The organism is Sandarakinorhabdus sp. AAP62 (genome assembly GCF_000331225.1).
Classification (GTDB): domain Bacteria; phylum Pseudomonadota; class Alphaproteobacteria; order Sphingomonadales; family Sphingomonadaceae; genus Sandarakinorhabdus.
This window is the reverse complement of sequence record NZ_ANFY01000007.1, coordinates 126256-139655: the sequence shown is the minus strand read 5'-3', so window position 1 is coordinate 139655 and position 13400 is coordinate 126256. Positions and strand designations below refer to the sequence as shown.

Genomic DNA, 13400 nt, shown 5'->3' with positions numbered 1-13400 from the left:
TGTTTCCCCCTCAAAGTGCCGCGACCGCTGCCCGGAAGGCAGCGCCGCGATCCTCGAAATCGCGATATTGATCGAAACTGGCGGCGGCCGGGCTGAACAGCACGACCTCGCCCGGTTTCGCTGCCGCCAGCACATCGGCGATGGCCTGCGCCAGCGTGCCCGACTGGGTGACCGGCACATGGCCCTGCAACTGCTCGGCAAACATCGGCGCGGCTTCGCCGATCAGATAGGCGCCGGCAACCTGGCCCAGATGCGGCAGGATCGCCGAAAGATCGGCCTTGCCGGCGCTATCCAGCTTGGGCCGGCCACCGGCAATCCAGTGGATGCGCGGATAGGCGGTCAGCGCCGGGGCGGTGCTGTCGGCGTTGGTGGCCTTGCTGTCGTTCACCCATAGCAGGCTGCGCTTTTCGCCCACCGGCTCCATGCGGTGGGCGAGCGCCTGATAGGTGGCGAGGCCGCGCGCGATCATATCGTCGGCGATGCCCAGTGCGCGGGCCGCGGCAATGGCGGCGCGGGCATTTTCCAGATTGTGCGGGCCCTTCAGCGCCGGCCAGTCGCTTTGCGGCGACGGCAGCGCCACATCCTCGATGAACTGCACCGGGCCTGAAGCCAGCGCCCACGCGGCCTGGGCGGCGCGGCCCACAATGGCGGTGCTGCCGGGCTTCTGCATGGCAAACAGCCGCGCCTTGGCTCCGGCATAACCAGCCATGCTGCCGTGGCGTTCCAGATGGTCGGGCGTGATGTTGGTCAGGATGGCGACATCGCAGGCGAGGCTGTGGGTGATTTCCAGCTGATAGCTCGACAGTTCCAGCACCCACACGCCGCCCGCGGGCAGAGCATCCTGGGCCATGATCGGCAGGCCGATGTTGCCGCCCATCGCCGACGGGATGCCTGCCGTCACGCACAGATGATGCAGCAGCGCGGTGGTGGTGGACTTGCCGTTGGTGCCGGTGATGCCAACGATGCGCGCGGCTGGCCGGCTGAGCGCAAACAGTTCGGTATCGCCAATCACCGGCACGCCGTAACGCGCGGCGGCCGCAAAGATCGGCGCCGAATGCGGCACACCGGGCGAGACCACGATGCCGGCCAACCCGGTCAGGTCCGCCGTGTTCAGATCGACCAGCGTGCCGTCAAACGCTGCGCGCGCCGCCTCGCCATCATCCCACGCCCACACCTCGCCGCCGGATGCGGCCAGCGCAGCTGCAACCGCACGTCCGGTGCGGGCAAGGCCCAGCACGCCCCAGCATTGCTGCGCAAAGGCGGGCGACGTGATCACGGGTGCAGCGTCCTCCCCCCCCGTGCGCCACGGTTACGCAGCAGCACACGCAGTGCGGGGTATGCAGGTTCAAGGAGGAGGACGCTGCTGACGGACATGGCCATCACCGAAGTTTCAGTGTCGCCAGGCCCGCCAAGGCGAGCAGGATGGCGATGATCCAGAAGCGGATCACCACGGTCGATTCTTTCCAGCCTTTCTTTTCGTAATGATGGTGCAGTGGCGCCATGCGGAACACGCGCTTGCCGGTCGTCTTGAAGCTGACGACCTGAATGATCACTGAAAGCGTCTCGAGCACGAACAGCCCGCCAATCACCAGCAGCACCAGTTCGTGATTGGTGATCACCGCGATGGTGCCGAGCGCGCCGCCCAGCGCCAGGCTGCCGGTGTCGCCCATGAACACCATCGCCGGCGGCGCGTTGAACCACAGGAAGCCCAGACACGCCCCGATCAACGCCGCACAGAACACCGCCAGCTCGCCCGATCCCGGCACGTGATGAATGCCGAGATAATCGGAAAAACGGATATTGCCGACCAGATAGGCGATCACCGCAAAGGCCGCCGCCGCGATGATCACCGGCATGGTGGCGAGGCCATCAAGCCCGTCGGTGAGGTTCACGGCATTGCCAAAGCCGGTCACGATGAAGGCGGCAAAGACGATGTAGAACAGGCCGAGATAGAGGCCGGCATCCTTCAGGAACGGCAGGTAGAGGGTGAAACCGGTGCGGCTGGCGATCCACGAACAGGCAAGACCAGCAATCAGGAACTCCATGCCGAGGCGCACCTTGCCTGACACGCCCTTGTGGCTCTGCTTCGTCACCTTGTCATAATCGTCCATGAAGCCGATGGCGCCGAAACCCAGCGTCACCAGCAGCGCCGACCAGACGAAGCCATTGCCGAAATCCATCCACATCAGGGTGGAAATCGCCATGCCGATAAGAATGAGCAGGCCGCCCATGGTCGGCGTGCCGCGCTTGGTGAGCAGATGCCATTCCGGGCCATCCTCGCGGATCGGCTGGCCCTTGCCCTGCTTGGCGCGCAGCATGTCGATGAAGCGCGGGCCCAGCACCAGCGCGATGGCCAGGCTGGTCATCAGCGCTGCAATCGCCCGGAAGGTGATGTAGCGGAAGATGTTGAACAGGCCTTCATAGCCGGCAAGATCGGCAAGCAACTTGATCATGGCACCATGTCTCCGCTGGCGAGCGCCTCGATGACGCGGGCCAGCCCGATCGAATTGGATCCCTTGACCAGCAGCACATCATCGGCGGCGATCAGACGGGAAATCTCGGCGCGTGCAGCATCGGCATCGGCGACATGGCGCACATCGATGCTGCGGCCCAGCGCGGCGGCCAGCGGCTTCATTTCAGCACCCACCAGTACCGCGGCGGCCACACCGGCATCGCGGATGTGCGGCGCCAGCCCGGCATGGAATTCATCCGACAGCGCGCCCAGTTCCTTCATGCTGCCCAGCAGGGCGAGGCGACGGCCGTGGCGCGCGGGCGCTACCGCCTTCAGCACGGTCAGGCTGGCGGCCATGCTGGCCGGATTGGCATTATAGGCTTCGTCGATGACGATCGCCTGGCCAGCGCCGGCGGCCACCCGCAGGCGGCGGCCTCTGCCAGGCAGATCATTGAGTTCGGCCAGCGCCAGCCCGGCCAGCGCCAGATCACCGCCAGCGGCCTGCACACCGGCCAACACGGCCAGCGCATTGTTGACCCAATGCTGCCCGGCCATGCCGATCTTGAACGTGAGCGTTTCCTTGCCGACGCGGGCGGTGACGCAGCTGCAATCAGGGTGCAGCACCATTTTTTCGGCGCGCACATCGGCGCCCTCGCCAATGCCGAAGCGCACCACCCTGGCGCCGGCATCGGCGGCGGCGCGGGCGAGCAGCTCGGCGTGCGGATTGTCGTGCGGAATGATGGCCGTGCCGCCCGCTGGAAGCCCGCCGAAAATCTCGGCCTTGGCCAGGGCGATATCGGTTTCGGTGGCGAAGAATGCGCGGTGGGCCGACGCCACCCAGGTGACGATGGCGATGTGCGGGCGCACCAGCTGCGTCAGCGCGGCCAGTTCGCCGCTGTGGTTCATGCCCATTTCGAACACGCCGAAGCGTGACGCTGCCGGCATGCGCGCCAGTGACAGCGGTACGCCGGTGTGGTTGTTGTAGCTCTTCACGCTGGCATGCACGGCATCGGGCGCGAAACGGGTGAGCGCGGCTTTCAGCGCTTCCTTCACGCCGGTCTTGCCCACACTGCCGGTGACGCCGATGCGGGTGGCGCTGCTGCGGTCCCGCGCTGCCGCGCCCAGCGCGTTCAGCGCGGCCGTCGTGTCGGCCACGCGCACATGCGGTGCCTGGGCGGCCTCGCTCACCAGCAGGCCGGCCGCGCCGCGCTCCACGGCCTTGCCGACGAAGCGGTGTCCGTCCGTGGCTTCGCCCTTCAGCGCGATGAACAGATCGCCGGCCGCCACTTCGCGGCTGTCGAAGGTGACGCCATCGGCCACGAAATCGCCATGGGCGGTGCCGCCGCACGCAGCGGCAATGGCGGCGCTGGACCACAGGCTCATGCCGCGCACTCCCGCGCCACGGTCACATCGTCGAACGGCAACACCCGATCCCCGACAATCTGGCCTTGCTCATGGCCCTTGCCGGCGATCAGCACGATGTCGCCGGCAAGGGCCATGGTAATGGCCGCAGCGATGGCCCGGCGGCGATCCGCAATTTCCTGTCCGCCGGGCGTGGCAGAGAGGATGGAGGCGCGGATGGCCGCCGGGGTTTCACTACGGGGATTGTCGTCGGTTACTACGACGACATCGGCATGGGCGGCCGCAGCCTCCCCCATCAGGGGACGCTTGCCGGCGTCACGGTCGCCGCCGGCCCCAAAGACGATGATCAGCCGGCCCGTCACATGCGGGCGCAAGGCTGCACAGGCCGCGATGATGGCATCGGGCGTGTGGGCATAATCCACATAAACGGCAGCGCCGGTGCGGGTGATCACCGCGCGCTCCAGCCGGCCGCGCACGCCCGACACCCGGGCGAGATTGGCAAGCGTCTGTTTCACGTCGCCGCCAGTGGCGATCACCAGCCCAGCCGAAACCAGCGCATTGGCGGCCTGATAGGCGCCGATCAGCGGCAGCGCGATCCGGTGGGTCTGGCCGCCGGCTTCGACCACCAGATCCTGGCCCAGCGCCGTGGGCGTGCGCTTGACCAGTTTCAGCGCCTCGCCGGCTTCGCCCACGGTGTGCAGCGTCAGGCCGCGCTGGCGCGCCACGTCGATCATGCGGGCCGACCATTCACCATCGTCGGCCCAGATCACCGCATGGCCGCCAGCGTCGACCACTTCCGACAGCAGGCGCGTCTTGGCGGCGAAATAGGCGTCCATGCTGCCGTGATAATCAAGATGGTCGCGGCTCAGGTTGGTGAAGGCGGCGGCCGTGACCGGCAGGCCCTCGGTGCGATACTGGTCGAGCCCGTGGCTGGAGGCTTCGAACGCGGCGTGGCTGATGCCTTCGCGCGCGAGGCCGGCCATGGTGGCAAGGAAAGTCACCACATCCGGCGTCGTCAGCCCGCCGGTGCCATCGCGCGGGGAAACGCGGTCATATCCGGTCGTCACGCCCAGCGTGCCGATGCTGGCAGAGCGGTGCCCGGCGGCCTGCCACAGTTGCCGGGTCAGTTCGGCGGTGCTGGTCTTGCCATTGGTGCCGGTGATGGCGACGGTGGTGGCCGGGAAGGGCGCGAAATAACGGGCAGCCAGCGCGGCAAAGGCCCGGCGCGGATTGGCGTCGGCAACATGCACCGCACCGTCCACCCGGGCTTCGGGGCGGGCGACGATGGCGATGGCGCCGGCGGCAATGGCGGCCTCGATATAATCCTCGCCGTTCACCCGCGCGCCCTGGAACGCGCCAAAGATGGTGCCGGGCGCGACCTTGCGGTGATCAAGCGCAAAGCCGGTGACGATTTCATCACCGGCCTTGCCTGCGTTGGAGAGGAGCGCGCCGAGCCGCATCGCTATTCCTTGGCCTCGACGGCGGCAGGCAGCAGGCCGGTCAGATCAAGATCTCGATTGGGTTCGGGCACCACGCCCAGCGGCGGTGCGATACGGCGGATGATGTTGTTGATGGCCGGCGCCACCACCATGCCAGCGGTGCGGAAGCCATAGGTAGCCTTGCTGCCGCGCGGATCGTCGATCATGGCGACCACGACATAGCGCGGCGCATCGACCGGGAAGACGGCGGCAAAGTTCACCACATTCTGGCCGCGCACATAACGGCCATTCTCGATCTTTTCCGCCGTCCCGGTCTTGCCGCCGACGCGGTAGCCAGGCACGTCGGCCTTGCGGCCAGTGCCCTTGGTGACGACCAGGCGAAGCAGGCGGCGCAATTCCATGCTGGTGCGCTCCGAAAACACCCGGCGGCCGGGCGGCACCGCGGCTGCATCGCGCTTCAGCAGGGTGGGGGCGCGGTAGATGCCGCCGTTGACCAGCGTGGCATAGCCATTGGCCAGGTGCAGTGGCGAGACGGTGAGGCCGTGGCCATAGCTGATCGTCATGGTGGCGCTCTGGCCCCAGTTGGACAGCGGCGGATATTGCGGGCGGGCCTTTTCCTTCAGTTCCACTTCAACCGGCTTCAGGAAGCCCAGCTTGTCGAGATATTCGCGCTGGCGCTCGCGGCCCAGCTCCACGGCCATGCGAGCGGTACCGATGTTGCTGGAATAGATGAAGATTTCCGGAACGGTGAGCCAGCGGTTCTTGGCGTGATCGTCGCGGATGCGGAAGCCGGCAACATATAGCGGTGCAGTCGCGTCATATAATTTCTGCAGGTTGGTGAGCGTGCCGGTTTCGAGCGCGGTGGCGATGGTGAAGGCCTTGAAGGTGGAGCCCAACTCATAGCCGCCCAGCGTCACCCGGTTGAAGCGGCTGCCGTCGTCATTTTCCGTGGTGTATTTGGTGCCATCGGCGCGCTGGCCGGGCACATTGGGGTTGAAATCCGGCAGCGACACCATGGCCAGCACTTCGCCGGTGTTCACATCCATCACCACGCCAGCGGCGCCCTTGGCGTTCTGATCGGCCACCAGCGCCGCCAGTTCATATTGCATCGCCTGCTGCACGCGCACGTCGATGGAGAGCGCCAGAGGGGCTGCGCGCTGCACCGGATCGGCAAGGCGCTGGTCAAAGGCCTTCTCGACACCGATCAGGCCGTGGCCGTCGTCGTCGGTATAGCCCAGCGCCTGCGCGGCGAGGTTGATATTGGGGTAAAGCCGCTCGGCCTCGCGGGTCAGTTCGATGGCCGGCTCGCCCAGATCGTTGATGCGGCGGGCCTGGCCGGGCAGCACCCGGCGCGCCAGATAACGCAGGCCCTTGGACGAGGTGAGATCGGCCAGGATATCCTCGCGGCTCCTTTCGGGCAGGATTTCGGCCAGCTTGGTGGCCAGCACGTCGGGATCAGAGGTGAGCCGGCGCGGGATCACGGTGATGGCATAGGCTTCAAAGGTGCGAGCCAGCTCGACGCCGTTGCGATCCACGATGTCACCGCGCGGCGGGGCGGCGCTGATCAGCTTGGTTTCGCTTTCGGGGGTGCCCTGGATCACGGAAAGATCGACCAGCCGCACCAGGATGATCAGCGCCAGCACCGGGAACAGCATGATCAGGAAGGCCAGCCGCTGCCGGGCCTGGGCGCGGGCCGTCACCCGTTCGCCGGCCAGCGTCGGATTCGGGGCCGGAGCGGCGCCGATCAGCGGATCATTGCCGGGGATACTGGCCATCAGGCCTCCCCGTCCTGCGGCTCGGCCGGATCGGCCGGCAGATCGGCCAGCAGATCATCGGGCAGGCCCTGCGGAGCGGTTGCCGCCGGTGTCGCCGCTTCACCAAAGCTGGTGCGCAGCAAACGCGCCGTGCCGGCAGCCGCCGGCGCCGGGCTGTCCCCGGCCGGCAACGGATTGCCAGCAGACGGCACATCGCCGGCCACGGCAAACTGCACCTTCGGCTCGGCATCGGGCTGCGCGGCAAAGCTGGCCAGTTGCACCGGGGAGCGCAGGATCTGCCCGCCCTGCGGCGCGGCCAGCTGGAACACTGCATCGTTCCAGCGCTGCAGTTCCGGCAGGCCGGCGCGGGTGCGCAGCTCGGCTTCCAGTTCGCGCACACGCACCGTGTTTTCAACGAGTTCGATGTTCAGCTTGGTCACGGCCCGGCGTTCGGCAGCGGCGCGAGTGGTGATCACCTGGGCGCCGGCGACGACGATGGTGGTGCCAGTAATCCACAACAGCGCGGACAGATATTGCCTCATGTGCGATCTCCCTGAGCGGCAGCACCCCAGGCGGGGGCGGCAGTGCGCACGGCGCTGCGCAAGGTGGCGCTGCGGGCACGCGGGTTACGGGCGATTTCGGCGGCTGACGGGCGCACCGCCTTGGCCGGCTTTTCAAAGCTGGCGGCGCGGGTGGGGGCGGCCAGCGGCGCGTGGCGGGAGGCGGCAGGGGCACTGCCCGAACGGTCGCGCAGGAAATTCTTCACCCGCCGGTCTTCGGCGGAGTGGAAGGAGACCACGGCGAGCCGGCCGCCGGGCCGGAGCAGGCGTTCGGCGGCGACCAGGCCGGCATCAAGCTGGCCCAGTTCGTCGTTCACATGGATGCGCAGCGCCTGGAAACTGCGGGTGGCGGGATCCTTCCCCGGTTCACCCCGGCCGAGCACGCGGCGGATCAGCCCGGCCAGTTCGCCGGTGCGGGCAAAGGGCCGATTGGCCACGATGGCGCGCGCGATCCGGCGCGAGGCGCGCTCGTCGCCCAGGTGGAACAGCACGTCGGCAATCTCTTCCTCGCTGGCCGTGTTGACGAAATCGGCGGCGCTCATGCCTTCCTGGCTCATCCGCATGTCGAGCGGGCCATCGGCCTGGAAGGAGAAGCCGCGTTCCGCCGTGTCGATCTGCATCGAGGAAACGCCGATATCGAAGGCGATGGCATCAACGGCGCTGACGCCATGATCGGCCAGGCCTTCGACCATTTCCGAAAACGGCCGGCGGATCAGGGTGACATCATCGGCGCGGGCGATATCGGCATTCAGGTCGTGGGCCTCAGGGTCGCGATCAAAGCCATAGGCATGGGCCACGCCCTGCTGGCGCGCCACCCGCAGATAGCCGCCGGCACCCAGCGTCGCATCGACATAGAGATCGCCCGGCTTCAGCGCGAGCGCGGCCAGCACTTCATCGAGCAGCACGGGGACATGGGGCGCTGCCGTCATGCCGCCGGCCTGTCGATGGGCAGGCCTCGGGCTTCCAGCTCCATCTCGATCTGCAGGCGCTGCAGTTCGGGCAGGCCGGGTTGGGCCTTGAATGCCCAGGGATCCCACAGTTCGAAATAGTCATAGCCGGCGGCAAACCAGACATGGCTGGTGATGCCGCTCACCCGGCGCAGCACCGGCGACAGCACGATGCGGCCGGCATCATCAATGCTGTGCGGCTGGGCGCTGCCGAACAGATAGGCGCGCTCGTCATAGGCCGCGGCCACACCGGTATCGCTGTGCCGTTCCGTATGGCGACGGTGCATCTCGGCGGCATAATGGGTGTCGAACGCCATCAGGCAGCGGCGGCCGACGTGGCCCGGTGCCACCATCACCTGCCGGTCGGGCGCACGGGTGGTGAGCACGTCGCGGAAGCTCGCCGGCACAGACAGCCGGTTCTTCGCGTCAACCGCGTTCAGCCCATAGCCAAGATAAAAAGCTGCCGACACCCCAAACCCCTGCCGCGGGGCGCCGTTGCGGCCAGTCTCGCCCGGGGATTGCTGGGTCGATGCATGGCGGCACGGCGGACACACCCGCTGTGGAAAACGGGTGTATCATGGGATTTGATGGGAGCCAATGGAATCTGATGGGCAGAAGCCCGCTTAAATGGGGATATCCTTGGGTAATCTTGCCCGAAACGGGCGATGTTCTTGACCTGTTCCAGGGTGGTGAGGGGCCATTTCGGGCCTGTGGATAAGTCTGTGGGGCGGTGCGGCTGGGATTCGCATGGGATTTTCGCCCACCAGGCCTACCGATTCGCCGCCGCCGATGGGCGGGCATGGGCTGCAGCCTGGCGGCTGCAGGCGGTTCACTGGCGTTCGGCCGGGCGGGTGGCCGGGCCGGGCGCGACGCCAAGCACGGCCAAGGGCTCGCCGGTGCCGGGCTTGTGATCCCGGCCGGCGGGTCGCAGTCCGGCGGCAGCCGCCAGCACGATCAGGAAGACGGCTGCCAGCCCGGTCAGGCCCCAGCGCAGCCGCTCACCGCGAAAGGCTGTGGCGCGCGGGCGTTGGCCGCTGGCGGGCGAGGTGGGGGGCGCGTTCATCAAGCGGTGATTCTACCCCCCGGAGTCAGGCGACCGCAAGCCCCTTCGCCGCCAGCCAGTCCGGATTGTAGATCGTCGAGAGATAGCGCAGTCCGCTATCGCACAGGATGGTGACGATGATGTGCCCCGGCCCCATGAGGTGGGCCAGCCGCACCGCCCCGGCCACGTTGATGCCGGAGGACAGGCCCAGGCACAGGCCTTCTTCAGCGTTCAGACGGCGCACCCAGTGCAGCCCCTCGCTGTCGGGCACACGGAACTGGGCATCGACGTGCAGCCCATCCAGATTGCCGGTGATGCGCGACTGGCCAATGCCTTCCGACACGCTCGACCCTTCCGCCTTCAGTTCGCCATGGGCAAACCAGTTGTAGAGCGCGGCGCCTTCCGGATCGGTGAGCGCGATGGTGACATCCGGCTTTTCGGCGCGCAGGCCCAGCGCCACGCCGGCCAGCGTGCCGCCGGTGCCCACCGCGCAGGTGAAGCCATCGATGCGGCCTTGCGTCTGCTGCCAGATTTCCGGTGCCGTGGTGCGGATATGGGCGTGCCGGTTGGCAACATTGTCGAACTGGTTGGCCCAGATCGCGCCCGGCGTCTCCTCCGCGATGCGGCGGCTGGTGTGCACATAGTGGCCGGGATTGGCATAGGGCGCAGCCGGCACCAGTACCAGCTCGGCGCCCAGCGCGCGCAGCGTGTCCTGCTTCTCGCGGCTCTGGGTTTCGGGCATGACGATGATCGTCTTGTAGCCGCGCGCGGCGCCCACCACGGCAAGGCCGATGCCGGTATTGCCCGCCGTGCCTTCTACGATGATGCCGCCCGGTTTCAGCAGGCCGGCCTTTTCGGCATCCTCGATGATGCCCAGGGCCGCACGGTCCTTCACGCTGCCGCCCGGATTGAGGAATTCCGCCTTGCCCAATATGGTGCAGCCGGTGTCCTGGCTAGGGCCTTTCAGGGTGAGCAGCGGCGTGTTGCCGATCAGGCTGATGATGTCGGGAGCGATATGCATGGCGCGCTTTTACGCCCTTGCCGGCCAACCCCGCAAGGAAGCTCTGTTGTGCCATGGCAAAGCCCGGCTAGAGTAGTTCCAAGATGCGCTCCCGGATCCTGCCTGCTCGGCTCGTGCCTGCCATTGCCCTGCTGTTGGCCGCCTGTTCCGGCGGCCGGCCCGGTGGTGATCTGGATGTGGCGGTGGTCGGCGAAGGCGCGCTGGCCGAAGAACTGGCGCAGGAAGCCAGCCGCGCCACGCTGATCCGGCGCGGCAGCGCCGGCGAAGTGGTGGCCGGCGTGGCAACCAGCTGGCGGTTTCTGGATGATGGCGATGATCTGATCCTGCGACTGGCGCCGCTGCGCTGGCCGGGCGCGGGTGACAGGCCGGGGCGGGAACTGGTGGCGCTGGACGTCGCCCTGGGCCTGCGCCGCAGCGGCGATGAAGGCCGCGCCGCTCTGGCGGCCGCCGGCCTGGCACGGCGCGGCACCGCCCGGGCGCCCATTGCCCGGGTCGTGGAACTGGCGCCACGGCCGGCCACGCCGTTGCTGCTCGACTGGCTGGCCGAACCGGCGCTGGCCGTGCGCGATCGGCGCGGACGGCTGTTTCCCGGCCCCTATACCCTTGAAAAGCCGGGCGAGAAGGACAAAACAACCCTGCGCCTTCAGCGCCGCAGCGAACGCCCACTGCCTGATGCCCGTGCCGCCAGCATCCGTATCACGCCGGCCGAATCCGCCGCCGCCCTGTCTGCCTTTGCCAAAGGTGAGGTGCAGCTGGTGTTGGGGGAAGGCCTCGGCGGCCTGGGCGCCGCGCGGGCAGCCGGGCAGGGCCGGGCGCTGCGGTTGGAAACGGTGCCGGGCGTGACCGGCCTTGCCATCAATGCCAGGAGCGGCCTGCTCACCGATGTGCGGCTGCGCCGTGCGCTGCTGCTGGCGTCCGATGGCGCGCCGCTGGCCAATCGGCTGGCGCTGGCCCTGCTGGTGCCGCAGAACCGGCTGTGGGATGGCCTGCCGCCGCCCACCGATGATCGGGCGCTCTCGATCGAAGACCGCCGCGCGCGCGCCGCCGTGCTGCTGCGCGAGGTTGGCGTGGGGCCGGAACAACCCCTGCGCCTGTCGCTGCTGGTGCCGGCCGGACCGGAATTTCGGGCGCTGGCCGAAACGCTGGCGGCCAATCTGCAGCCGCTGGGCATCAGCCTGGCCGTGCAACGCGCGCGCCCGGGGGGCTTTGCCGTAGCACGCCGCAATGGCGCGACTGATCTTGTGCTGGTCGAACAGACGGCGCGGGTGGCCGATGTGGTGGCGCATCTGGGCCAATGGCGCTGCGCCCGTGTCCGCCCCTGCTCTGCGGCGGCCGATCGCCTGCTGGATGAAGCAGCGGCGGCGGGCAATGATCTCACCGCCCGTCAGGCGGCAGCTGCGGCGGCCGAAGCCGCGCTGATGGCCGATCCGGCCTTCATCCCGCTGCTGCGGCCGGTGCGTTGGGCGCTGGTGGCAGGCGATGTTGCCGGTTTCCAGATCAACCCGCTGGGCCGGCACCCGCTGGGCCGCATCTCTCGCGACAGTCGCTAGGGCTCTGAACACCCCCTGCAACCTTTTGCCGCCGCGCTGCGAAATTCCCTGCATGACCATGCCGGAACCCCGCCATGACCAGTGATGAGGCCACGCTGGCTCGGCTGATGCGCAGCAGCCAGGCGGGGGATGCCGTGGCCTATCGCCAGCTGCTCGGGCTGGCGGCGCCGCTGTTGATGCGCTGGTTCCGGCGCAAGGTGGCGCCGGCCGATCTGGATGATCTTGTGCAGGATACACTGCTGGCCGTGCACCAGCGCCGCGCCAGCTGGGATCCGTCGCGGCCGTTCCTGCCGTGGCTGGCGGCGATTGCGCGCTATCGCTGGGTCGATCGCTTGCGCCGCGCCAGTGTGCGCAATCATGATGCCTTGTTCGATGATATCGCCGTTGAATCGGGAGAGGCTGCGCTGATCGGCCGGCTGGGCTGCGATCGCCTGCTGGCGCTGCTGCCGCCGGCACAGGCCGCGGCCATTCGCGCGGTGAAGATCGAAGGGTTGAGCGTGATCGAAGCCGCCGGGCAGCTGCGGCAATCGGAATCCATGGTGAAAGTGAATGTGCATCGCGGCCTGAAACGCCTGGCCGCGCTGGTGGACGAGGACGTGTGATGACGGAATTTACCCCCAATCCGCAGCTGGAGGCGCTGATGGACCGGCTTGCGGTCAATGTGCGGCCGGTGCAGCCGCTGGATGACCGGCCGACGATGCTGGTACTGGCGACGGTGCTGCTGGTGATTGCCACGCTGATGATGGCGTGGCTGGGGCTGCGCGCCGATCTGATGGCCGGGCAGCCGCACCCGATGTTCCTGCTGCGCAGCGGCACGCTGACCTTGCTGGGCATCATCAGTGCCGCCGCCGTGCTGTCGCAGGCGCACCCCGGCGTCGGCCGCAACCGGCAAAGCTGGGGTCAGGGCTGGAAAGCGGCGGCGGCCATGGCGCTGCTGTTCCCGTTGTCGGGCGCGGTGATGGCATTTGATCAGCCGGATCATGCGATGGCCATGGCCAGCGCTGCCAGCGGCTGGGAATGTCTGCGGATGAGCCTGCTCACCGCCAGCCTGTGTGCGATGCCGCTGGTGTGGCATCTGCGCCGGGGCGCACCCGTGGCACCGGAACGGGCAGGCCTGCTTGTCGGTTTGGCCACGGGCAGCCTGGGCGCGCTGGCCTATAATCTCCACTGCCCGTTCAACTCGATGGTCTATACCGGGCTGTGGTATGGTGTCGCCGTGGGTGGTGCCACCGTGGCGGGGCGCCTGATCGTGCCCCGCCTGATCCGCTGGTAA

At 68.0% G+C, this 13400-nt stretch carries 13 protein-coding genes; 3 read left to right on the top strand and 10 right to left on the bottom strand.

Annotation, left to right across the window (positions count from 1 at the left end; genetic code table 11):
• Positions 1–10: 10 nt before the first annotated feature.
• From murD to D619_RS0107120, 10 genes are all read right to left on the bottom strand, one after another.
• Positions 11–1276, bottom strand: a complete 1266-nt coding sequence (gene murD / locus D619_RS0107165) for a UDP-N-acetylmuramoyl-L-alanine--D-glutamate ligase (protein ID WP_017667895.1) — start codon at positions 1274–1276, stop codon at positions 11–13.
• Positions 1277–1379: 103 nt separating this feature from the next.
• Entirely contained in the window at positions 1380–2453 is a 1074-nt protein-coding gene (gene mraY, locus D619_RS0107160) for a phospho-N-acetylmuramoyl-pentapeptide-transferase (protein WP_017667894.1), read from the bottom strand.
• The gene (gene murF / locus D619_RS0107155) at positions 2450–3835 is read right to left on the bottom strand and encodes a UDP-N-acetylmuramoyl-tripeptide--D-alanyl-D-alanine ligase (RefSeq protein ID WP_033373193.1); all 1386 of its coding nucleotides are present in this window, start codon (positions 3833–3835) and stop codon (positions 2450–2452) included. Before murF ends, mraY begins: the two co-directional genes overlap by 4 nt.
• Positions 3832–5274: a UDP-N-acetylmuramoyl-L-alanyl-D-glutamate--2,6-diaminopimelate ligase gene (locus tag D619_RS0107150; protein ID WP_017667892.1), complete on the bottom strand. Its 1443-nt coding sequence runs from the start codon at positions 5272–5274 to the stop codon at positions 3832–3834. Before D619_RS0107150 ends, murF begins: the two co-directional genes overlap by 4 nt.
• 2 nt (positions 5275–5276) lie before the next feature.
• Positions 5277–7028, bottom strand: a complete 1752-nt coding sequence (locus tag D619_RS0107145) for a penicillin-binding protein 2 (protein WP_017667891.1) — start codon at positions 7026–7028, stop codon at positions 5277–5279.
• Positions 7028–7549 carry a hypothetical protein gene (locus D619_RS0107140; protein ID WP_017667890.1) on the bottom strand — a complete coding sequence of 174 codons (522 nt, stop codon included), beginning with the start codon at positions 7547–7549 and terminating at the stop codon, positions 7028–7030. Before D619_RS0107140 ends, D619_RS0107145 begins: the two co-directional genes overlap by 1 nt.
• On the bottom strand, positions 7546–8496 hold the full coding sequence (rsmH, locus tag D619_RS0107135) for a 16S rRNA (cytosine(1402)-N(4))-methyltransferase RsmH (RefSeq protein ID WP_017667889.1): 951 nt from the start codon (positions 8494–8496) through the stop codon (positions 7546–7548). Before rsmH ends, D619_RS0107140 begins: the two co-directional genes overlap by 4 nt.
• Positions 8493–8984 carry a division/cell wall cluster transcriptional repressor MraZ gene (locus D619_RS0107130; protein ID WP_017667888.1) on the bottom strand — a complete coding sequence of 164 codons (492 nt, stop codon included), beginning with the start codon at positions 8982–8984 and terminating at the stop codon, positions 8493–8495. The genes rsmH and D619_RS0107130 overlap by 4 nt, the downstream gene beginning before the upstream one ends.
• Positions 8985–9343: 359 nt before the next feature.
• Complete coding sequence (locus D619_RS17220; protein ID WP_152417358.1) at positions 9344–9580, bottom strand: hypothetical protein; 237 nt, start codon at positions 9578–9580, stop codon at positions 9344–9346.
• A gap of 22 nt (positions 9581–9602) precedes the next feature.
• On the bottom strand, positions 9603–10577 hold the full coding sequence (locus tag D619_RS0107120; protein WP_017667886.1) for a cysteine synthase A: 975 nt from the start codon (positions 10575–10577) through the stop codon (positions 9603–9605).
• A gap of 83 nt (positions 10578–10660) precedes the next feature.
• Between D619_RS0107120 and D619_RS0107115 the strand changes: the two genes are divergently transcribed.
• The 3 genes from D619_RS0107115 (at position 10661) to D619_RS0107105 (ending at position 13400) form a co-directional block, all read left to right on the top strand.
• On the top strand, positions 10661–12127 hold the full coding sequence (locus D619_RS0107115; protein WP_017667885.1) for an ABC transporter substrate-binding protein: 1467 nt from the start codon (positions 10661–10663) through the stop codon (positions 12125–12127).
• A 74-nt stretch (positions 12128–12201) separates the two neighbouring features.
• Positions 12202–12729: a sigma-70 family RNA polymerase sigma factor gene (locus D619_RS0107110; protein WP_017667884.1), complete on the top strand. Its 528-nt coding sequence runs from the start codon at positions 12202–12204 to the stop codon at positions 12727–12729.
• On the top strand, positions 12729–13400 hold the full coding sequence (locus D619_RS0107105) for a DUF1109 domain-containing protein (RefSeq protein ID WP_017667883.1): 672 nt from the start codon (positions 12729–12731) through the stop codon (positions 13398–13400). The genes D619_RS0107110 and D619_RS0107105 overlap by 1 nt, the downstream gene beginning before the upstream one ends.

What these genes read in the sequence shown, in the direction of transcription:
- mraY (WP_017667894.1), bottom strand. Translation starts at nt 2,453, where the DNA reads ATGATCAAGTTGCTTGCCGATCTTGCCGGCTATGAAGGCCTGTTCAAC.
- murF (WP_033373193.1), bottom strand. Translation starts at nt 3,835, where the DNA reads ATGAGCCTGTGGTCCAGCGCCGCCATTGCCGCTGCGTGCGGCGGCACC.
- D619_RS0107150 (WP_017667892.1), bottom strand. Translation starts at nt 5,274, where the DNA reads ATGCGGCTCGGCGCGCTCCTCTCCAACGCAGGCAAGGCCGGTGATGAA.
- D619_RS0107145 (WP_017667891.1), bottom strand. Translation starts at nt 7,028, where the DNA reads ATGGCCAGTATCCCCGGCAATGATCCGCTGATCGGCGCCGCTCCGGCC.
- D619_RS0107140 (WP_017667890.1), bottom strand. Translation starts at nt 7,549, where the DNA reads ATGAGGCAATATCTGTCCGCGCTGTTGTGGATTACTGGCACCACCATC.
- rsmH (WP_017667889.1), bottom strand. Translation starts at nt 8,496, where the DNA reads ATGACGGCAGCGCCCCATGTCCCCGTGCTGCTCGATGAAGTGCTGGCC.
- D619_RS0107120 (WP_017667886.1), bottom strand. Translation starts at nt 10,577, where the DNA reads ATGCATATCGCTCCCGACATCATCAGCCTGATCGGCAACACGCCGCTG.
- D619_RS0107115 (WP_017667885.1), top strand. Translation starts at nt 10,661, where the DNA reads ATGCGCTCCCGGATCCTGCCTGCTCGGCTCGTGCCTGCCATTGCCCTG.
- D619_RS0107110 (WP_017667884.1), top strand. Translation starts at nt 12,202, where the DNA reads ATGACCAGTGATGAGGCCACGCTGGCTCGGCTGATGCGCAGCAGCCAG.
- D619_RS0107105 (WP_017667883.1), top strand. Translation starts at nt 12,729, where the DNA reads ATGACGGAATTTACCCCCAATCCGCAGCTGGAGGCGCTGATGGACCGG.